The sequence below is a fragment of the Paenibacillus sp. 01T443 genome, from assembly GCF_056398325.1.
This window is the reverse complement of the sequence record NZ_JBFTPE010000006.1, coordinates 114,835-135,215: the sequence shown is the minus strand read 5'-3', so window position 1 is coordinate 135,215 and position 20,381 is coordinate 114,835. Positions and strand designations below refer to the sequence as shown.

Sequence of the window (20,381 nt, the reverse complement as noted above, 5' to 3'; positions counted from 1 at the left end):
TCGAAAGGGGAAATGAGATATGCAGAAGTGGTTTCAGGAGGCTAAGCTCGGAATATTCATACATTACGGCATCTATGCCGTAGACGGGGTCGCGGAATCGTGGTCTTTCTATAACGGAAAAATGTCCTATGAGGATTACATGAAACAATTGGACCGGTTTACGGCATCGAAATTCGATGCGGACAAATGGGCGGATTTGATCGAACAATCGGGCGCTAAATATGCGGTCCTTACGACGAAGCACCATGACGGCGTAGCCTTGTGGGATACGAAGTACAGCGACCTAAACGTTGTCAAGAAGACGCCGGTGGAAAGGGATCTTGTTAAAGAATATGCGGAAGCTGTTACGAAAAGAGGGATTCGCCTAGGGATGTATTACTCGTTGATCGACTGGTCGCATCCCGATTATCCGAGTGTTTTTGAGGGCGGCAAGGTACCTGATGATTTGAGCAAAGCCAATCGGTTCTCGAATCCGGTCGACGGCGTTCAGGATGAAGAAAAATGGAATCAGTTTTTGCAGTTTAACAATGATCAGCTGAAGGAGATTTTAACGAACTACGGGAAGGTCGATCTGCTCTGGTTCGACGGAGACTGGGAACGAACGGCGGAGCAGTGGAATTTGCCTGCGTTCAAGCAGTATTTGCAGTCGTTCAACCCCGATATCATCATCAACTCGCGTCTGCAAGGCCATGGGGACTACAAAACGCCAGAGCAGGGAATTCCGATTACGAGGCCGGAGGGGCCTTGGGAGTTCTGCACCACAATAAATACTTCTTGGGGATACGTCCCTATGGATAACAAATACAAATCCTTGAATCAGATCATTCGGATGTTCTGTGATTGCATTACGTTGGGCGGCAATATGCTGCTCGATATCGGGCCTATGGAAGACGGAACGATAGATCCGAGACAAGAGGATATTTTGCTAGGGCTAGGTGAGTGGATCCGAACGCATGAGGAAGCCGTGTTTGGAACGGATGAAGGCATTATGCCGAGGTATTATTTGGGCGGCAGCACGGTCTCGAAGGATAAGAAGACCTTGTACCTCTTTGTTTATGACAACCCGAAAGAGAGCGTATGCCTGAAAGGGCTATGCAATCCGATTAAAAAAATTACGGTGCTTCATTCCGGCAAGGAGCTCTCGCATGAGATTCATGGCGGCGTGCCGTGGTTCAATATTCCGGGAACGACGTGGATATCGATGACAGCGGAAGACGCCCATAAGCAGGTTACGGTCCTTAAGCTTGAGTTTGATGAAGAGCTGGATATGTACGGCGGCTCCGGGGCTGTTGTCACGCATAACTAGCAAACCAAATAGATCTCCAAGGAGGCAGAAACAATGAAGATTGGATTAAGCTCTTATAGTCTATTAAATGCGATTAAATCCGGAGAGATGAGCATTCTGGATGTTATCCGCTGGGTTGCCGATAACGGCGGAGAGCATTTAGAGCTCGTTCCTTACGGCTACACACTGGTGGATAACCCGGAGCTGGCGGATGCCGTCCGTGAAACCGCGAAGGAAGTGGGCATTGCGCTGTCGAATTACTCGATGCCGGCGAATTTCGTGCAAGAAACGGAAGCTTTATTTGGTGAGGAGGTTGCCCGGGTCAAGCAGCATGTTGATCTTGTGCACCGTCTCGGCATGAACCATATGAGGCATGATGTTACCGCATTTACGATTCCAAAAGAGCAAATGAGCATCCAATGGTTCGAGGATCATTTGCCGCTCATGGTGAAGGGCAGTCAGCTCATCGCGGACTATGCCTCGCAGTACGGCATTACAACAACGATCGAGAACCATGGCTTCAGCGTGCAGTCCAGTGACCGGGTACAGCGCGTATTGCATGCGGTTGACCGCCCGAATTTCAAGACGACGCTTGATATTGGCAATTTCATGTGCGTGGATGAAGATTCTATCATCGGTGTGAAAAAGAACCTGCCCTATGCCTCTCTTGTTCACTTCAAGGATTTCTATTTCCGTCCGTATGACCAGGAACCGGGCGGCGGCGAGTGGTTCTTGACCTCGAACGGAAACTACTTACGCGGGGCGATTGTGGGACACGGGGATATCGAAATTCGAAAAATCGTCAAGCTCATCAAGGAATCAGGCTACGACGGGTATATCACGATTGAATTTGAAGGAATGGAAGAGTGCAAATCGGCTTCCCGTATCGCAATGGACAATCTGCGGCGCTTCTGGGACGAATGTTTACTGTAATCGAGATTCGTAGATTAAAGCAGAAAAGAAATGAGGGAATCACATGAATTTAAGCGGAGTACCGGAGCCGAAGCTCGAATATGCTCCAAAACATTACATATGCAGGCGCGCTGCGGAGCCGCTCCTGATCGACGGGCGTGTCGATAAGCCGTTCTGGGCAGCGGCGGATTGGACAGATGATTTCGTCGATATCGAAGGCGACCTCCGTCCGAGGCCCTCAAAGCAGACCCGCGTAAAAATGCTTTGGGACGATGACTATTTTTATTTTGCGGCGGAATTGATGGAGGATCAGATTTGGGCAACGTTGACGGAACGGGATTCGGTCATTTTCTATGACAATGATTTTGAAATTTTCATTGATCCCGACGGAGATAGCCATCAGTATTACGAGTTTGAAATCAATGCGCTGAACACGGTCTGGGATCTGCTGTTGATTAAGCCTTACCGTGACGGAGGCCCTCCGGTTAACGGCTGGGATATTAGCGGGCTTCTGACGGCAGTGCATATTGACGGAGAGCTGAACCGGCCGGGCGCTGCGAATCGGAAGTGGAGCATTGAGGCGGCTATGCCATGGAAAAGCTTACGCGAATGTGCGGCTGAAGCGAAGCCGCCGGAAAATGGTGAGTTTTGGCGCGTTAATTTCTCTCGTGTCGAGTGGCAGGCAGAGGAGCAGGACGGCGAATACCGCAAGGTGGTTAATCCGGATACGGGGAAGCCTTATCCGGAGGATAATTGGGTGTGGTCTCCGATGGGGATTATTAATATGCATTATCCGGAGCTATGGGGTTATGTCGTATTCGCAGGCGAAGACGGTCCGGAATCATTCGAGCTGCCGCCTGATGAACGCATCAAGTGGGAGCTTCGCAAGCTCTATTACCGTGAGCGCAATTACTTCGCAAGCCACGGCATCTTTACAAGCGATGAGAAATGGTTGATGCATGACGACGAGCATTGGACGATTAAGCCTGTGATTGAGACGACCAGCTCCCTATTTCAGATATCTGCGCCATCGACGGATGGCAATTCCAGACTCTGCATTAGAGAAGACGGCAAGCTATGGAAGGAGTGAGTACGAATGACCCTACAGACCTCTGTATTCTCATTGGATCAGAAGGCAATGGACCATATTGAGCGTAAGTTCCGCGAGAAGCAGCTGATCGCTGCGGCAAGATCTCAGGAGCTGTTCGATATCTTTCAGCAGAAGCTGACCTTAGAAGAAACCTGGGCGCTCAAATATTTATTTGCCTATATGCCGGTAAACGATTTGGCCGATTATGACGGATCGTTATTTTTAAGCCATGTACGCCAAACGTTAGACATTCGGGGCCGCGTTCCATGGGGAGAGCGTGTTCCCGATCACCTCTTCCTGCATTTTGTGCTGCCGTACCGGGTAAACACGGAGAATATCGAGGATTCCCGCGGCATTTTGTATAACGAATTGGCGGCTCGCACTTCACAATTGTCTATGGCGGATGCGATTCTGGAGACGAACTACTGGTGCCATGAGAAAGCCAACTATACGGGAAGCGATTTGCGAACGGTCTCGCCGCTGACGATGATCCGGACTGCGCGCGGCCGCTGCGGCGAGGAATCGACGCTTGCGGTTGCTGCGCTTCGCAGCATCGGCATTCCTGCAAGGCAAGTTTATACGCCGCGCTGGGCGCATTGCGATGATAACCACGCTTGGGTTGAAGCATGGGCCGACGGCAGGTGGTACTATATCGGCGCTTGCGAACCGGAAGCGCGCCTGAATCAAGGCTGGTTCAGTCCGCCTGCCCGACGGGCAATGCTGATCAACACGCGGATATTTGCGAATTATTCCGGTCCGGAGGACATCACGCTCGCCGACGAGCGGTTTACGGAAATCAACTTGTTGGAAGGCTATGCGCCTACAAGAACCATCACCGTTCATATAAAGGACGAGCAAGGCAGACCGGTTGACGGAGCTGATGTCTTCTTCGAGTTATACAATATGGCAGAATTTTATCCGATAGCGGCGCTGCCGACAAACGCGCAGGGGGAGGCTTCTTTTAAGACGGGGTTCGGAGATCTGATGGTTCGCGCAGTTAAGGATGGCAAGTGGGCGGAGAAGAAGATTACGGCCGCAGGCGGTGAGCTCATTGAGCTTGTTCTGGATCAGACGGAGCAGCCAAGCGATACGGCGGATTTTGATATGGTTCCGCCGCCGGAGCTTCACGGCGAAGCTTCTGATCCGTTGACCGACGAGATGATCCTGCGGCATAATCGGCGCCTGGAAGAAGGCACAGAAATTCGAGGCGGCTATGAGCAAACCTTTTTGGATGAAGAGCAAGCGACGAAGCTCGCCGAAGCCGCGGGCCTTCCGAGGGAGCGGGTGTGGGATGTGCTGCGCAAGGCGCGCGGGAACAGCCGGGAGATAGCAGCGTTCCTGTGGGAACGCTCATTCCAACATGGAGAGTGGCCGCTGCTTCTGCTGGAGAGCATGAACGAAAAGGATCTTACGGATACATTTCGCCCAGCGCTTGACGATCATCTCATCGGGTCGCTGTCGCAGCGCGGTGAGCTTCCGGAGGATCTATTCAACCGGTACGTCCTAAATCCTCGCGTATTATATGAGATGATCATGCCTTATAAGCGTTTTTTCCAAGACATGTTCACCGAGGAGGACGTTTTATCGTTCCGGCAGGATCCGACGGGGCTTGTCCGCAAAATAGATGCGGAGTGGGAGATTAGAGAGGATCTTCCGAATCTGCGGGGCAAGGGCAACCCCGTAGGCACCTTCAAATTAAAGAAGGGGGACCGGGTTTCTCTGGATATTTTGTTCGTGGCGATTTGCCGCAGCCTTGGCATTCCGGCACGTTTGCATCCGAGTGAGCAGAAGCCGCAATTTATGATGGGCGGCAGCTGGCAGGATGCTGTATTCACTCAAGGATGGAAGCCTCAAACGAAGAAGAAGGACAACGGCACGCTTCGTTTGCTGCCGGACGCCGAGTTACGGGCAGAATCACCCGCACCCTCGTACTCGGAGAATTTTACGTTCGCCCGGTTGGAGAACGGAAGCTACAAGACGCTCTTCTACCCTTACGGGAAATCGGATGTATTTGATCAACCGTTCGAGGTCGAAGAAGGCTCATACCGAATGACATCGGGCATTCGCCTGAAGGACGGTACCGTTCGCGTTCGATTCACTTACTTTACGGTACGCGCAGGGGAACAAACAGATTGCAGCCTGACATTCCGCGAACCGATGCTCGAAATTCCCATGCTGGGAACGATGAATCGGGAAAGCGACCTCATTATGGGGAATGGCACCGTTAAATCGCTGGGTGATCTGATCGGCACGAGCGGAGCGATTGTGGCTTGGCTGGAACCGGAACGAGAGCCCACCAAGCATTTGATCCGTGAGATCGGTGAGCTTGCCGAGCCTTTGACAGAACTCGGAGCGCCGATCATATTCGTTGTCGGGGATTCCGAGTGGGCCTCGTCATTCGATCCTGGCAGTTATTCGAAGCTGCCGTCATGCGCCATATTTGCCCGGGATTCCTCCTATGCGTCGTTACCTTGCTTTATTTCCGAGCCGTCAGCAAGCGAAGCGGGGTTCCCGCATCTCTTCGTGCTGGACGGCCAAGACCAAATTCGTTATACCGCATCAGGCTATAAAATCGGTACCGGAAAAGAAGCGCTGCAGATTTTAACCGGTATATGGCAGAAACCAGCGAAACGGAGTGATACGTAATGACAAAGCGAAAATATATTGTGGCGGGTTATGCCGCCGATTCGAAGCTTCCTGACATCACGCGGGAAGATTTGATGAAGTTGACACATCTGAATGTGGCCTTCGGCCATGTACGCAATGATGAGATCACGACAGGCCATTTGAAGCATATGGACCTTCTCCGAGAGATTAAACAAGAATTTCCTGAGCTTACGATCCTGTTATCCGTCGGTGGCTGGAGCGCCGGCGGATTCTCCGAAGCGGCATCTACCCAAGAGGGGAGAAACCGCATGGCGAGCTCGGCGGTTCGCATATTGTCCGATTATCCGTTTGACGGGATCGATCTGGACTGGGAATACCCATGCTATGGCGAAGCCGGCATTGCGTCGAGTCCGGAAGACAAAACCAATTTCACCTTGCTTCTAAAGACGATGCGCGAAGCATTGGATCGCAAAGGCGCGAGCGATGAGCGGCATTACCTGCTCACCATTGCCGCGGGAGCGGATCAATATTACGTAGATGGTACGGAAATGGATCAGGTCCAGCAGTATTTGGATTTCGTTCAATTGATGACCTATGATATGCGCGGCGGCTTTCAAATTTTGACGGGGCACCATACGAATCTGTATACGCCAACCGGGGATTTGTTCCGAATCAGCGTGGAGGCTTCCGTTAATTTGTTTATTCGGGCAGGCGTGCCGAAGGAGAAGATCGTCATTGGCGCTGCATTCTATTCCCGGCAATGGCATCAGGTTCCGGACCGCGCTAACGGGCTCCACCAAATGGCTGGAAGCACCGGCGGTTATGGACCGGATTTCACGGCTTTGGCAGCGGAATACATTGATAAGAATAACTATATTCGGTACTGGGACAACGAAGCCAAGGCGCCGTACCTCTATGATGGAAACAGCTTCATCTCCTATGAGGATGAGCAATCGCTGCAGCACAAATGCGACTACGTCAAGCAAAATGAACTAGGCGGCGTCATGTTCTGGGAATACAGCTGCGATGAGACTCACCGGTTGCTCGATGCGATTGCTAAGGGGCTTAAGTTATAATATCTTATGAATTTTAAAGATTGAAGATCAACCGGATAGGTATGATCAAACAACAAAAACGGCACTTTTGTCATTTCCAATGACAGAAGTGCCGTTTTTGTTGCAGCGATATGGAATCCTATATGTAGGAGCGAATGCTATACGATAATCAGATCCTACCGGATCAAATGAAGGCAAAACTCAAGATCGGCCTGGAGATGCTCTTTCATTAACTGCTCGGCCTTATTGCCGTCATGCGCTCTGATGGCCTCGCAAATCTGCTGATGTTCATCAATAAGAAAGGGACGTTGGTAATAGACGACGGTGTGCCGAAACAGATAGATAACGGATTGCATCCGGTCGAACAAATCAATCATTAATGAGTTATTGCTTGCTCCCATAATAATTTCATGAAACGCCTTATTCGCTTCCATGATCTCATCCAACGAACCGGTTCTCCCGATTGCGACGCAATGCTCTAATGTGACGAGCTCTTGCTCGGACAAATAGGAGGCTGCACATTTTGCTGCGTGTCCTTCAAGCAGTTTTCTCAGTTCGAAGGTATTGCGCAGATCCGTCTCAGAAAGCTTCACAACACGCTTATTGACGACTAATCCTTCCTGTTCGAGCTTGCGGATGGATTCTCGTATAGGCGTGCGGCTTACATTCAAGTCTGCGGCAAGCTTTTCTTCAACCAGCTTGGAGCCTTGGGCCAGCGTACCGTTCAGAATCATATCACGCAGTGCTTCATAAGATTGCTGGTAGGCTGAACCGGATTTGGAATTGTCCCGCTGCATAGTTTTTCACCTCTAACGTCTACTTTATCGAAAAGCTTGATTATTCACAATGATTTAGAACGTTTACGCGAAAAATGTATTCAAATATTTTTAAATTGTATACAAAAATATATATTTTGTGTACAATACATTTGAGAAAGCGAATTGACAGCGTTTACAGAGTGGAAATCAAGTAAATGAATGGTTGGAGGGTTTGCAAAATGAAGAAACGAATCGGATTTATCGGATTAGGCATTATGGGGCGCCCGATGTCATCAAACCTGCTTAAAGCAGGATATGAACTTAGCGTATTCGATATAAATAAAGAGTCAGTAGCTGCACTTACTGCGGCGGGTGCTCGTGGCACTACATCTCCGAAGGAAGTTGCTGAGCATAGTGAAATTATATTTACCATGCTGCCTAACTCTCAGCATGTTAAGGAAGTCATTGCGGGTGATAACGGCATTCTGAACGGAGCTTCCAAAGGCAGCGTGATTATCGATATGAGCTCGATCTCACCGGTGGTATCGAAGGAGCTGGCTGCAATTGCGGCAGCGGCCGGTCTGCACATGTTGGATGCTCCCGTAAGCGGCGGGGAACCCAAAGCAATCGATGGCACGCTGGCGATTATGGTCGGCGGAAGCGCGCATATATTTGAAAGCGTTCAGGATGTGCTGCAGGTGCTTGGCAAGGATGTTACTTTAGTCGGCGACAATGGCTGCGGCGCGACAGCGAAGCTGGCAAATCAGATCATTGTTAATCTTAATATCGCTGCGATGTCGGAAGCGCTTGTGTTTGCTGCTAAAGCCGGAATCGACATTGATAAAATGTATCAGGCTATTCGAGGCGGCCTGGCGGGCAGCGCTGTGCTGGATGCCAAAGTACCGCTTATTCTCAAGCGCAACTTTGCAGCGGGCGGACGCATCGATATTAATCTTAAAGACATGACGAATGTGATGGAAACCGCACATGATATCGGAGTACCGCTGCCGCTGAGCAGCCAGCTGCTTGAAATTTTTCATGCGCTCAAGGTTGATGGCAAGGCTGCTGATGATCATGGAGGAATTGTGCAATATTTCGAGAAGCTTGCAGGCATAGAGGTTAAAGGCGAGTAACCAGAGAGAATGTCTTATCAGCATTTTGCAATCATACATTACAACTTTTTGATAGTTATTATTTCAGAAGTGAGGTGGCTTACACATGAATAGCGAGGCAAAACGAACAACGCTTGCAGCTCTGCAAAATGAGTTGCCGCTTGAGTGGGATAACAACGGTCTAAGGCAGGAAATTAAGCGCTTAAATAACGCGCGCGGACGAAAAATAATCGTATTAGACGATGATCCTACAGGCGTACAGACGGTTCACGATATTAATGTCTTGACGATGTGGGATAAGGAGCTGCTGCGTGAAGCGTTTGATGCTCCGGAAACACTTTTCTATATTCTCACCAATACACGGGGACTTGATGCGGCAACGGCCGAGCAAATCAATCGTGAGATTGCCCGCAACGTGCAAGCGGTAGCAGCCGAGAAGGATAAGGGCTTTACCTTTGTCAGCCGAAGCGACTCCATGCTTCGAGGGTATTACCCTTTGGAAACGGATGTACTTTCGGATGAGGTACTCCGTGTAAGCGGCCGCGCTTATGACGGGCAGCTGATCATTCCTGCTTTTTTCGAGGCCGGACGAATAACATTGGAAAACACCCATTATATGGTGGAGAATCAGACGCTGATTCCTGTACATGAAACCGAATTCGCCAAGGATAAGGTATTCGGTTATGAGAACGGCGATTTAACAGAGTGGGTGGAAGAGAAAACAGAAGGTCGTATACAGGCCGGACAATGTCTTGTTATTTCACTGGATCAGATACGTCAGGGACCAGAAGCGGTCAAAGAGGTGCTGCTCGGAGCAACGGGCAATATGCCAATCATCGTTAACGCACTCACTTACGCGGATATGGATGTGCTGTCACTGTCGCTGCTGCAAGCGGAGGAACAGGGGAAATCGTTTATTTTCCGTACGGCAGCATCGTTCGTGAAATCATACGCAGGCATTTCCGATCAAGGTTATTTGCCTCAGGAGAAGTTAATTGCGGACAAGCAGCAAAGTCACGGCGGTATAGTTGTCGTAGGATCCTATGTGCAAAAAACAACCAGGCAGTTGGAGCAGCTGCTTACATTTCCAGGTATCGTAAGTTTAGAAATTGATGTAGAGAGCGTTCTTGATCCCGAGGGCTACAAGCTTGAGCTTGGCCACGTGATTACAGAAGCTAACAAGCATATAGCTGAGGGCCGAAATGTGGTCGTATACAGCAGCCGTAAGCTGATCGCCGTGGACAACAAAGCAGATAATTTCAAGATAAGCCAAACCGTATCAGGAGCGCTGGTCGAAATCGTGAAATCGCTTGAGGTTGTTCCGAAGTTTATTATTGCCAAAGGCGGCATCACATCCAGTGATGTGGCGACGAAGGGGCTGGCTATACGCAAGGCACGGGTGCTTGGGCAAGTTGCAGCTGGTATACCCGTGTGGCTAACCGGAGCGGAAGCCAAATTTAGCGGTATTCCCTATATCGTGTTTCCTGGCAATGTAGGCGATGAACGAACACTGCTGGAAACGGTCGAAAAAATAGAAGCTAAAAAGTAGATAACAGGGTTCGATCCTGTTTTCTTCGGACAAATAGAAAGCGTTAACAATTTAAGGGGGTAATATGGATGTACTCAGTTTTTGGTCTCAGCCATGATGCAAGCCTGCTCTTATATGCGGTTATATCCATTATCGGATTGATTTTGCTTATTGCTAAATTTAAAATGAATCCTTTCGTTGCGCTAATTATAGGAGCTGTATTTATGGGGCTTATTTCAGGGATGCCTCTGACGGATATCGTCAAGTCTTATCAGGAAGGTGTCGCAAGTGTTCTTGGCTTTATTGCAATCGTGCTCGGTCTTGGAACGATGCTTGGCAAGCTGATGGCGGAATCCGGCGGAGCAGAGCGGATTGCCAAAACACTTGTCCGTGTATTCGGTGAAAAAAATGTCCACTGGGCAATGATGGTCGTGGCTGTTATATGCGGCATACCTGTGTTCATTCAGGTCGGTATCGTGTTATTGTTCCCGCTAGTATTTGTTATCGCCAAACAAACCGGAACTTCGCTTGTTAAAATAGGTATTTCCCTCGTGGCAGGTTTGGCTGTCGTGCACAGCCTTATTCCTCCGCATCCGGCAGCAATGCTGGCCGTAGGCATCTTTAATGCCAATATCGGCAAAACCATTTTTCTGGCGCTAATCGTTTCTTTGCCGGCGGCAGCGATTGCAGGACCGCTTTACGGGTCTTGGATTTCTAAGCGCATCAAGGTCGATGCATCTAGCGATCTAATGGCACAATTTACCGAAACAAAGGAAAGAGAGCTGCCTGGATTCGGGATTACGTTGTTTACGATATTACTGCCCGTTATTCTCATGCTGCTGGCAACCATTGTCGATCTCATTCTGCCGGCGACGAACGCCTTTAGGATGGTTGTCGATTTCATTGGAAGTCCGATTATTGCTTTGCTGCTCGCGCTTCTTTTCTCACTTTACTCTTTTGGATACGCACGCGGCTTCACGAACAAGGAATTGCTGAAATTTACGAACGAATGCCTGGGTCCGGTAGCATCGATTATTTTACTGATTGGTGCAGGTGGCGGCTTCAATAAAATTTTGACTGCCAGCGGTGTTGGTGATGCCATTGCCGGTTTTGCCCAATCTGCACATTTGTCACCGCTCGTGCTCGCATTTGTAATCGCAGGCCTCATACGGGCAGCCGTCGGTTCAGCGACTGTAGCGATGACAACCGCAGCAGGCATTGTTGCTCCTATCGCAGTTACGATGCCTGGCGTTAGCCCGGAGCTGCTCGTTCTCGCCACCGGGGCAGGCTCCATTATTTTATCTCATGTCAATGATTCCGGTTTCTGGATCGTAAAGGAATATATGAATTTGTCTGTCCCGCAAACCTTGAAAACGTGGACCGTGATGGAAACGATACTCGGTTTCTCCGCCTTTGCTATGGTTATGGTTCTTAGCCTCTTTATTTAATGCTTTGACAGCAATGAAGAACGGATGAGTGGTTTTGCAGGAGTTCGCTGAACTTTTGCAAAACCATTTTTTGTGTGTAAACAGCTCCAGAGGGTGCAGGGAACAAATCGGTTTCAATAACATTGAAAATATTGGTATAACATCCTATATGTAAACCTGAAGAGAACGTACAATTAAGCCACACAATTGAAAGCGCATACAAAAAATACTTGTGAGGAGGAAAGAAAATGTGGCAAAGAATTTGTAATGTTGCAATTGCACTGATTCTGCTGATGAGCATTTTTAGCGTGAACGGGGGGACATCGTCTCAGGTCAGCGCGGCTCCGGTTTTCGCTAAGGGAGCTGATATTAGCTGGGTTCCCGGCATGGAAGCACAGGGATATACATGGAAGGATAAAAACGGCGTGACGAGGGACATTATTCAAATTTTGAAGCAGGATTATCAAATTAATTCCGTACGTATACGGGTATTCGTCAATCCTTCCTCGAGCTATGGCAATGGCTATATGAATAAAGACCGCGCGGCGGCTTTGGCCAAACGCGCCGCAGATGCGGGGATGAGCGTGATGCTGACTCTGCATTACAGCGATTCATGGGCGGATCCCGGACAGCAAACGAAGCCTGCTGCTTGGGCAAACTATACGTTTCAGCAGCTTATGGATGCCGTCTGGAACCATACTAGAGAGGTCATGACTGCCATGCAAAGCAAAGGCGTAACGCCTGATTGGGTGCAGATCGGGAATGAGACCAATGACGGGATGCTCTGGAATGACGGCAAAGCGTCCTTGAACATGCAAAACTACGCTTGGTTGATCAATACCGGTAACAATGCCGTGAAGTCGATTAGTACGGGGACGAAAACCATCGTGCATTTGGCGAATGGTTACGATAACAGCGTATTTGTTTGGAACATAGGAGGACTGATCGCTAACGGGGCAACCTTCGATATTATCGGGATGTCGCTTTACCCGACAAGCACCGATTGGACCAGCAAGGTCACACAAACGATCAGCAACTCCAACGATATGATCTCTCGTTACGGCAAGCCGGTCATGATTACGGAGATTGGCATGGATTATAATCAGCCTGCCGCGGCAAAAAGCTTCGTCACGGATATAAAGACAAAAGTGCGCAATATTTCAGGAGGAAAGGGACTGGGCGTGTTTTATTGGGAGCCGCAGGCGACACCAAGCTACAACGGCGGATATAGCAAAGGCGCATGGCAAGCGGATGGCAAACCGACTATCGCTTTGGAGGGCTTCCTGAATTAACGCGACGATCTAAAAACAGGGTGTGCCTGAGCGGGTATTCGTTCCGGCGCATCCTTTTTTGCTAGCTTTCTTGTAAAAAAGAACGCCACCTTTAACCGCGGCCGTAACCATACCACTCCTCTGCGGCCCATTAACCATAGCAATAGAAAAGGCTGTCCTTAGTTATGATGACTCATAGGACAGCCCTTCAAGGCTTGTTTATTTTCAGTCGGTTGGTTTCCGGTTTTCTTCCGTGAAGACGGCCAAATAACTTACTTGTTCCGATAACGGGATGACGAGATGCTCCTCCAAGGAATTAAAATATACGCCATCCCCGGCATTCATCTCATACTCCATATTGCCAACCTTGTATTTCATTCTGCCGGAGAGAACAAAGATGAACTCTTCTCCTTCATGCGAGAACACATGGTTCTTGACCTCGCCTTTTTCCGCAACAAACAGATATGGCTGCATCGTCTTGTCTCTTCGACCTGATGCGAAAGCATAAAAGGAATACCCGTTACTCGTCTTAATCCATTTCTCCACGTTATCGTATTCCGCGGCACGCGTAAACACGGTTCCATTGCTTACATCGGGTTCCAGCAGATCTGAAACCTTCACGCCGAGCGCGCCGGCGATCTTCATGAGTGTTGCGACAGCCGGCATGCTGCTGCCGCTTTCGATCTTCGACAGCATGCTCTTCGTGAACCCGCATGCCGCTGCGATCTCGCTTTGCGTCCGCTTCTGCTCCTTGCGTATCAATCGGATTCTCTTTCCTAGCTCCATATCCATACCTCACTGCTCAAAAGTTTATCTATATTCAACTTTACTCATGTTCGCATAAAAAAGCTAGTCCGATAAGAATGGGCAGCAAGCTTCTAAAAGGAAAGGATTGCATCATGTATTGGTCTATGCTAAATTGAAATTAATTCAACCTAGTTGAATATATGTAAATAAAATTGAATGAGGTGAACGGGCATGAAGAGATTTAAAGTTGGTCTGGTCGGAGCAGGCGGCGTAACCGAACTGCATTTAGAAGGTTATAAAGGAGACACGGAGCGGATAGAGATAACTGCAATCTGCGATCCCAACGAAGAAAACCTTCAGCATCGGGCAGATAAATACGGTATTCCTCAGCGGTATACGAATCTGGAAACGTTCATTAAGGAAAGCGGGGTCGATGTCGCGGTCGTCTGCACGCCAACATCGATCCGCAAACAAATTGTTTTGCCACTGCTAGAAGCGGGAATCCCGTTATTTGTGGAGAAGCCGTTCTCCGATACGTTGAGCGATGCTGTAGAAATTACGGAAACCGCAAAGCGGCTGGGTGTTCCAGTTGCTGTAAATCAAAATTTTAGACGTCATTATCCATTCGATATCGTAAAAAAAGTCGTAGCTGACAATACCATCGGCCAAGTAACTATGATTACGTTTAATAATATGTTTTTTCGTCAGGATTCCGGTTGGCGGCAGGATTGTGAACGGCATGCGCTGTCCGTTATGGGGATTCACTGGTTCGACGGATTCCGGCAGGTTCTCGGCTGCGAAGCCGAATCGGTCGCCAGCTTGATGAACTCTTCGGCTGCAATCGAATGCAAGGGGGAGACAGACGCGACCGTACAGATTAAATTTGAAAACGGTTCCTTGGTCACGTACACCCAAAGCTTCTCTTCCATGGTAGGCAGGACTGAAATGATCGTAATTGGCGAAAAAGGCACCCTTCGCTGCGACCACGGCTATGTTGAATTATTCCGTCTTGGCGACAAGCAGCCGTCTCAGCGATGGGAAAACCGCTGCTCTAGAGAAGAGAACAGCCTGGAAAATATCAAGCAGCTGCTGACTTGGATTGAAACTGGGGAGAAGGCGGCTAACAGCGCGGAAGACAACTTGAAGATCGTGGCTATGCTTGAAGCGGCTTATGTATCTGCGAAAGAAAACCGAATCGTTCAGTTAAGAAACGGAGTTTTGCTATGACGCTGAGGTTTTCTTTTTCCAGGCCTACCGGGACAGACGGGGAAAGGGATCACTTGTTTCAGCAATTTCAGGCGGCTGGTTACCAGGGATTGCAGCTCAAGCACGGCCAATATGCGCCTTATTTGAAAGAGCCTCAACGTTTTCTGGAGGAGTGGGGGCATCTCGAGGGCGTAGGGTCCGCTTTAATTACCGGAGGGAGCTTGGATGAGAAGGGATTAGAAATGCTTCGTGAGGGATTTCGTTTCGGCCGGCAGATCGATACGGAAATCATCGTCTTCTGTCATGGCGTGTCCAGAAGCAAGGTGGCGACGGAGGATATCCGGAGGTTTGCCGATATTTTGTCGGATATGGGTGAGGAAGCACAGCAGCATGGATTAAAGCTTTCCCTGCATCATCATTATGATCAGCCCGTCATGTACCGGGAGGACTTTGACATCTTCTTCGATCGCGTGCGGCAGGGAAGCGTTGGTTTGACCATCGATACCGCACACCTAGCCAAGTCGGGCATAGACGATTGCGCAGAGCTTATTCGAAGCTTCGGTTCCGTCATCGACAACTTCCATATGAAGGACTTTGCAGAGGGAGAGTGGCAGATTCTTGGCAGAGGAGCGATTGCATTCCAGCCAATATTTGAAGCGATCAGGGACATCGATTACAGCGGATGGGTATCAGCGGACGAAGAAAGCGGAGGAGAGATCGGGGAAGGGCTGGCTGAATGCCTATCTTTTCTAAAGAGCGGACTTGGGATACATACTTAGGAGGCGAATACATATGGCGACCATTACGGATTTGCGCAAGCAGGACGAAAGCCGGCTAATGCCGATGGACTGGGGGAAAATCCAGTGGCTATGCGGTAAGGATATTGATCCGGAGGCGGAGATGACGTTCGGAATGGTCTATATCGATGCGGGTAAAGAAAACGGCAGGCATATCCATCCTAATTGCGAGGAAGTGATATTCGTATTATCCGGCGAATGCGACCATTCGCTAGGGGACGAAGTATTCCACTTGGAGCCGGGGATGATGCTTAGGATTCCAAGAGGTGTTCCACACCATGCCAAAGTGACAAGCTGGGAGCCCTGCCGTATGATTATCGCGTATTCCGCGCCTGATCGGCAGACGATCGGAGAATAATTTATTAGCCGGAAGCATAGCGCTCAGCTGCAACGCAAATATATAGAAAGGGACTGCCCGCTAAGTTGTGATTTATAACTTGGAGGCAGTCCTTTTTTTGAAAATATGAGAAAGTATAAAATTCAACCGTATACGTTGCTTATATTTCACCGCGAAACGAGCTTTAGCCGCCAAGGACGGCGTCAGCCGTTTACGCTAGATTCTAGACTTTATAAGTTTCACTATCGATTCCATTTTGCACTGTTCTGATATTCTTTCGGCAATATTCCCGTTTTTTTCTTGAACATGCGAAGGAAGCTTGTATAGTCGTTGAACCCGCAGCGCATGCAGGACTCCAGCACGCTGCATCCCTCCGAGAGGTAACGCTTCGCCAGCGAGATCCGTTTGGAGACGATATATTCATGAACGGTGCTTCCCGTATATTCCTTAAAGACTCTAATCAAATGATATTTATTAATAAAAAATTGGCGCTGCAGCAGCTCGAGGGACAGCTCCTCATGCAAATGCAGCTCAATATAATCCAGGATGGGGGTCAGCTTGTGGTGCAGCTCCACTCCGGAATCGACTGGCTTCTGGCTCAGAAAGATCCGGTTGATCGCCACGAGCAGCTCAAGCATACAGCTCAGCTTTAAGATCGCGTTCCCATCGGACCCGCTGCGCATCAACGCCTCGTATTTCATGAACAGTTCCAGCATCTGCGAGGTTTCCTTGGCCGTAAGCGTCATTTTGTTACCTGTACCAAGAGGCCGGTTATAGAAGCAGGCGAGCGGGTCCAGGCTCTCCGTCGCAAACAGCTTGAATAGCTGGGGGTCAAATTCCAGCGTGACTCTCTCATAGGAATGCTCCGAAGAGAAGGAAGGCTTATGAATTTCATGCTCGTTCGTTATAATCAAATCCCCATATTGCAGCGGATAGACGGTTTTCTCTACGAAATAGCGGACATCTCCTTTAATCAGGAAATAGATTTCACAGCCAGCATGCAGGTGAAAGTCGATGTTATGTACCTTTTTGGCAACATGCAGGTAGCTGATACTCTGATCGATTTGCGCTAAATATTTTTCAATCAGGCAATATCCCCTCCATCTGAGTGACAATGTCAATAATTCCAATATTCTAAGCAAATATTACAAAGTTATTGCTATCTATACATCATACAATGAGTAGGAAGAAAAATCATGTGATCTATGACGGGAGGATTTCTATTCATGAACAATCCGTTGAATATCGGTGTAGTTGGCCTTGGCGCAATCGGAGGCGGCTTGCATGTGAAATATTTGCAATCTACTTCTAATGTCAGGCTCGCCGGCGTGTGCGATTCGGTTAAGGAGAAAGCGGATCAAATAGCGGCCGAGCACGATACGAAAGCTTATTATGATTACAAGGACATGCTGGATCAAGCAGGCCTTGATGTCGTCATTATTGCTGTTCCTCACTATGATCATCCTGAAATTGCAATAGAGGCTTTCAAGAGGGGGATTCATGTCCTCTGCGAGAAGCCGATCGCGGTTCATTTGAATGACGCTCATCGGATGACAGAGGCGTATGACCAGGCCAAGGAACAGTTCCCCGGCCTTCAATTCGGACTGATGTTTCAGGAACGTACGCTGCCCTTCTACCGCAAGGTTAAGGAAATCGTCGAAGGAGGCGAACTCGGCCGCTTGACGAGAGCGACCTGGATTCACACGGCCTGGTTTCGTTCCCAGTTCTATTATGACAGCGGCGACTGGCGCGCAACTTGGGCCGGAGAAGGCGGCGGGATCTTGACCAATCAATGCCCGCATACGCTGGATATGTATCAGTGGCTGTTCGGCCTTCCCGCACGTATTACCGGGCACGCGCATATCGGCAAATACCACAACATCGAAGTCGAAGACGAAGTGACGGCTTACTTTGAGCATGACAACGGCATGATCGGCCACCTCATTGTTACGACGGCTGAGCTGCCTGGCACGAACCGGCTGGAAATTATCGGAGAGAACGGCAAGCTGGTGCTGGAGGACGGTGAGCTCGTCTGGCACAAGAACCCGGTGTCCATGCTGAAATATTCAAAGGAAACGCCGCATCGCTTCAGTCAGCTCGAAACGGTAAAAACGGCTGTGCCTATAGATATGGACGCACCTTCAGGCCATCACATCGTTGCGGAGAAGTTTTTCTCCCGCATTCAAACCGGACAAGGCGAGCTCATTGCCGAAGGCTGGGAGGGACCGCGGTCGCTTGTACTGGCGAACGGGATTATGCTTTCCTCCTTCCAGGAGCAGACGGTTCAGGTTCCGTTCGATACAGATGCCTTCGAAGCAAAGCTTAAGGAACTGATTAGTCAGTCGACCTATGTTAAGAAGATAGCGGATGCGCCGTCGGCAGATGAGGATCTGACCAAATCCTTTGGCAGCAGGTAAGGAGGGGATCTTATGGCTATGAAGGTAACATGTTTTGCAGACGAAATTTCTCAGGACCTGGAAGAACAGCTTCAGGTGCTGTCGGAGATGGGACTTGTTCATCTGGAAATCCGCAGCGTATGGGGCAAAAATGTACTCGAACTGAATGCTGAGGAGCTTGACCGGATTAACGGAATGGTGAAAGAGCGGGGCTTCGGCGTTTCTTCTATTGCTTCCCCGGTTGGCAAATATGCGATTACAGAGCCCTTCGCTCCGCAGCTGGAGTCGTTAAAGCGTGCCGTCTCCGCAGCCAAAGCGTTAGGAACGCCCTATATCCGAATATTCTCCTATTTCATTCCGAAGAATGAATCCCGTGAGAATTATAAGGATGAAGTGCTCAACAGAATGAAGCAGCTTGCACAAATTGCTGAGCGGGAGGGTGTGATTCTGATTCTGGAAAATGACAGTCAGCTTTACGGGACGTCCGCGGACAACTGTATCGACATCTTTCATTATTGCGCCTCTGCGAGCATGAAGGCTGCCTTCGATCCGGGCAATTACATCATCGAAGGAATTCATCCCATGGAGGATGCGTATCCCAAGATAGCGGACATGCTCGAATACGTGCATATTAAGGATGCCTCGTCGGAACCGCGTATGTTCGTGCCTGCGGGAAAAGGCGACGGGCGCATCGGCGAATTATTGAGCGTGCTGCAGAATCGCGGCTTCGGCGGATTCCTCTCCGTTGAGCCTCATCTAAATCATTATATGCCGGATAAGAGCAATCCCGAGCGCGTCATTGCAGCGATTCAAGCATTGCAGAGCTTGCTTAAGGACAATCAGATCGATTGGCAGTAAGATAGACATAAGGAAACCTGATGCGATCAGAAACATGGATCGAACCCAAATAAGAAAATACGGCAGCCATGGACGAGAAATGTCCATGGCTGCCGCTGTTTTATTGAACTATAGTGTCCCGTTTCCTATTCCTTGTCCTCACGCTGCTGTTCCTTGGCAAGCTGCTGCCTAAGCTCTGCATTTTTAGCTGCAAGTTGTTTCGCCAAAGCAGCTTGGGAGGCATCGATTCTCGCGACCTCATCGCTTAGCTTCTTGATCTGCGTCATTTTGCTGCTCAGATCGCTTGGGGAAGAGCTTAGCTTGGTGCTCTTTTGCAGCTGTTTGATTTTTGCTGCCGCTTTTTCTTTTTTACTCTTATCGTTAACGCTTTGCTTTTGAAGGTCGGTGATTTCTCTTTTCAACCGGCTTATTATTGATGTAGTAAAGCTAATGGACATTCGAGCACCTCATAATCGTATAGTGTTGCATCGCCCCATTTTACTATATAAAGCTTGTATAAGCGAGAAAGAAAGACCCGAGGGGAGGACATCTTAAACAAGATATCCACTCCCGGGTCTCAGTTTAACGGTTAGACTGGTGTAGTCGTTGTTATTGATCGAGGTCCTGCTGCTTCGCTTTGTTCCTTTTGTCTTTAAGCGGCGTGCGTCCGATGAAACGTCCAAGAATCATAAATAAAGGCGAGGCTTCGAGTTCAGCCAGACTGAGCATTTCAGCCATGTTGAAAATGACCAGAAACGGAAGTAATCCAATTGCAAGAATACCGACGATAAGACCGACAGAAATATTGCGTAGCACTTTGCCAAGCGGCATACTCTCATCTCCAATCCTGCGATTCTCCTCACCATTCCATTATATGCCCCTGCAGTATCATCATTCAATCTCCCGGAAATGAAGTACCTAATTATGGAAAACATGAGGACGGCAAAAATAGGCCAGCTTGTGTCCACAAATCATAGTGAAGTATATTAAACGTTATAATACGTATCGTATTTTTT

At 49.1% G+C, this 20,381-nt stretch carries 19 protein-coding genes; 14 read left to right on the top strand and 5 right to left on the bottom strand.

What is annotated here, in order from left to right; genetic code table 11:
• The first annotated feature begins 19 nt into the window (after positions 1 to 19).
• Genes AC1DLI_RS11465 through AC1DLI_RS11445 form a run of 5 tightly spaced genes read left to right on the top strand, consistent with a single transcriptional unit; the run spans position 20 to position 6,970 of the window.
• Positions 20 to 1,306, top strand: coding sequence for an alpha-L-fucosidase (locus AC1DLI_RS11465; RefSeq protein ID WP_477602599.1), 1,287 nt, complete (start codon positions 20 to 22; stop codon positions 1,304 to 1,306).
• Between the two features lie 33 nt (positions 1,307 to 1,339).
• Positions 1,340 to 2,218 carry a sugar phosphate isomerase/epimerase family protein gene (locus AC1DLI_RS11460; RefSeq protein ID WP_477602597.1) on the top strand — a complete coding sequence of 293 codons (879 nt, stop codon included), beginning with the start codon at positions 1,340 to 1,342 and terminating at the stop codon, positions 2,216 to 2,218.
• A gap of 43 nt (positions 2,219 to 2,261) precedes the next feature.
• Positions 2,262 to 3,287 carry a carbohydrate-binding family 9-like protein gene (locus AC1DLI_RS11455; protein WP_477602595.1) on the top strand — a complete coding sequence of 342 codons (1,026 nt, stop codon included), beginning with the start codon at positions 2,262 to 2,264 and terminating at the stop codon, positions 3,285 to 3,287.
• Positions 3,288 to 3,293: 6 nt separating this feature from the next.
• Complete coding sequence (locus AC1DLI_RS11450) at positions 3,294 to 5,933, top strand: transglutaminase-like domain-containing protein (protein WP_477602593.1); 2,640 nt, start codon at positions 3,294 to 3,296, stop codon at positions 5,931 to 5,933.
• Positions 5,933 to 6,970 carry a glycoside hydrolase family 18 protein gene (locus AC1DLI_RS11445; protein ID WP_477602591.1) on the top strand — a complete coding sequence of 346 codons (1,038 nt, stop codon included), beginning with the start codon at positions 5,933 to 5,935 and terminating at the stop codon, positions 6,968 to 6,970. The genes AC1DLI_RS11450 and AC1DLI_RS11445 overlap by 1 nt, the downstream gene beginning before the upstream one ends.
• Positions 6,971 to 7,125: 155 nt before the next feature.
• Here AC1DLI_RS11445 and AC1DLI_RS11440 read toward each other — a convergent pair whose 3' ends face one another.
• Positions 7,126 to 7,746: a GntR family transcriptional regulator gene (locus tag AC1DLI_RS11440; protein ID WP_477602589.1), complete on the bottom strand. Its 621-nt coding sequence runs from the start codon at positions 7,744 to 7,746 to the stop codon at positions 7,126 to 7,128.
• A gap of 200 nt (positions 7,747 to 7,946) precedes the next feature.
• On the opposite strand from AC1DLI_RS11440, the gene garR reads away from it, so the two are divergent.
• The 4 genes from garR (at position 7,947) to AC1DLI_RS11420 (ending at position 13,066) form a co-directional block, all read left to right on the top strand.
• A complete protein-coding gene (garR, locus tag AC1DLI_RS11435) occupies positions 7,947 to 8,840 on the top strand; it encodes a 2-hydroxy-3-oxopropionate reductase (RefSeq protein WP_477602587.1) in 894 nt (297 codons plus the stop codon).
• 85 nt (positions 8,841 to 8,925) lie between these two features.
• A complete protein-coding gene (locus tag AC1DLI_RS11430; protein ID WP_477602585.1) occupies positions 8,926 to 10,368 on the top strand; it encodes a four-carbon acid sugar kinase family protein in 1,443 nt (480 codons plus the stop codon).
• A 68-nt stretch (positions 10,369 to 10,436) separates the two neighbouring features.
• Complete coding sequence (locus AC1DLI_RS11425) at positions 10,437 to 11,795, top strand: GntT/GntP/DsdX family permease (protein WP_477602583.1); 1,359 nt, start codon at positions 10,437 to 10,439, stop codon at positions 11,793 to 11,795.
• Positions 11,796 to 12,067: 272 nt separating this feature from the next.
• A complete protein-coding gene (locus AC1DLI_RS11420) occupies positions 12,068 to 13,066 on the top strand; it encodes a glycoside hydrolase family 53 protein (RefSeq protein WP_477602908.1) in 999 nt (332 codons plus the stop codon).
• A 204-nt stretch (positions 13,067 to 13,270) separates the two neighbouring features.
• On the opposite strand, the gene AC1DLI_RS11415 is transcribed toward AC1DLI_RS11420, so the two are convergent.
• The gene (locus tag AC1DLI_RS11415; RefSeq protein WP_477602581.1) at positions 13,271 to 13,831 is read right to left on the bottom strand and encodes a helix-turn-helix domain-containing protein; all 561 of its coding nucleotides are present in this window, start codon (positions 13,829 to 13,831) and stop codon (positions 13,271 to 13,273) included.
• Between the two features lie 192 nt (positions 13,832 to 14,023).
• Here AC1DLI_RS11415 and AC1DLI_RS11410 point away from each other — a divergent pair, with 192 nt between their 5' ends.
• The 3 genes from AC1DLI_RS11410 to AC1DLI_RS11400 are packed head-to-tail and all read left to right on the top strand — an operon-like array spanning position 14,024 to position 16,153.
• Positions 14,024 to 15,019 carry a Gfo/Idh/MocA family protein gene (locus tag AC1DLI_RS11410; RefSeq protein WP_477602579.1) on the top strand — a complete coding sequence of 332 codons (996 nt, stop codon included), beginning with the start codon at positions 14,024 to 14,026 and terminating at the stop codon, positions 15,017 to 15,019.
• Between the two features lie 53 nt (positions 15,020 to 15,072).
• Complete coding sequence (locus tag AC1DLI_RS11405) at positions 15,073 to 15,777, top strand: sugar phosphate isomerase/epimerase family protein (RefSeq protein WP_477602577.1); 705 nt, start codon at positions 15,073 to 15,075, stop codon at positions 15,775 to 15,777.
• A gap of 13 nt (positions 15,778 to 15,790) precedes the next feature.
• Positions 15,791 to 16,153, top strand: a complete 363-nt coding sequence (locus tag AC1DLI_RS11400; protein WP_477602575.1) for a cupin domain-containing protein — start codon at positions 15,791 to 15,793, stop codon at positions 16,151 to 16,153.
• A 221-nt stretch (positions 16,154 to 16,374) separates the two neighbouring features.
• Here AC1DLI_RS11400 and AC1DLI_RS11395 read toward each other — a convergent pair whose 3' ends face one another.
• The gene (locus AC1DLI_RS11395; RefSeq protein ID WP_477602573.1) at positions 16,375 to 17,247 is read right to left on the bottom strand and encodes an AraC family transcriptional regulator; all 873 of its coding nucleotides are present in this window, start codon (positions 17,245 to 17,247) and stop codon (positions 16,375 to 16,377) included.
• 111 nt (positions 17,248 to 17,358) lie between these two features.
• On the opposite strand from AC1DLI_RS11395, the gene AC1DLI_RS11390 reads away from it, so the two are divergent.
• Entirely contained in the window at positions 17,359 to 18,549 is a 1,191-nt protein-coding gene (locus AC1DLI_RS11390; protein WP_477602571.1) for a Gfo/Idh/MocA family protein, read from the top strand.
• A gap of 12 nt (positions 18,550 to 18,561) precedes the next feature.
• Positions 18,562 to 19,386 (top strand): sugar phosphate isomerase/epimerase family protein, encoded by an 825-nt coding sequence (locus AC1DLI_RS11385; protein WP_477602569.1) that lies wholly within the window; start codon positions 18,562 to 18,564, stop codon positions 19,384 to 19,386.
• Positions 19,387 to 19,511: 125 nt separating this feature from the next.
• Here AC1DLI_RS11385 and AC1DLI_RS11380 read toward each other — a convergent pair whose 3' ends face one another.
• Positions 19,512 to 19,823: a hypothetical protein gene (locus AC1DLI_RS11380; protein ID WP_477602567.1), complete on the bottom strand. Its 312-nt coding sequence runs from the start codon at positions 19,821 to 19,823 to the stop codon at positions 19,512 to 19,514.
• A gap of 151 nt (positions 19,824 to 19,974) precedes the next feature.
• Entirely contained in the window at positions 19,975 to 20,196 is a 222-nt protein-coding gene (locus AC1DLI_RS11375) for a hypothetical protein (protein WP_477602565.1), read from the bottom strand.
• Positions 20,197 to 20,381 lie beyond the last annotated feature (185 nt).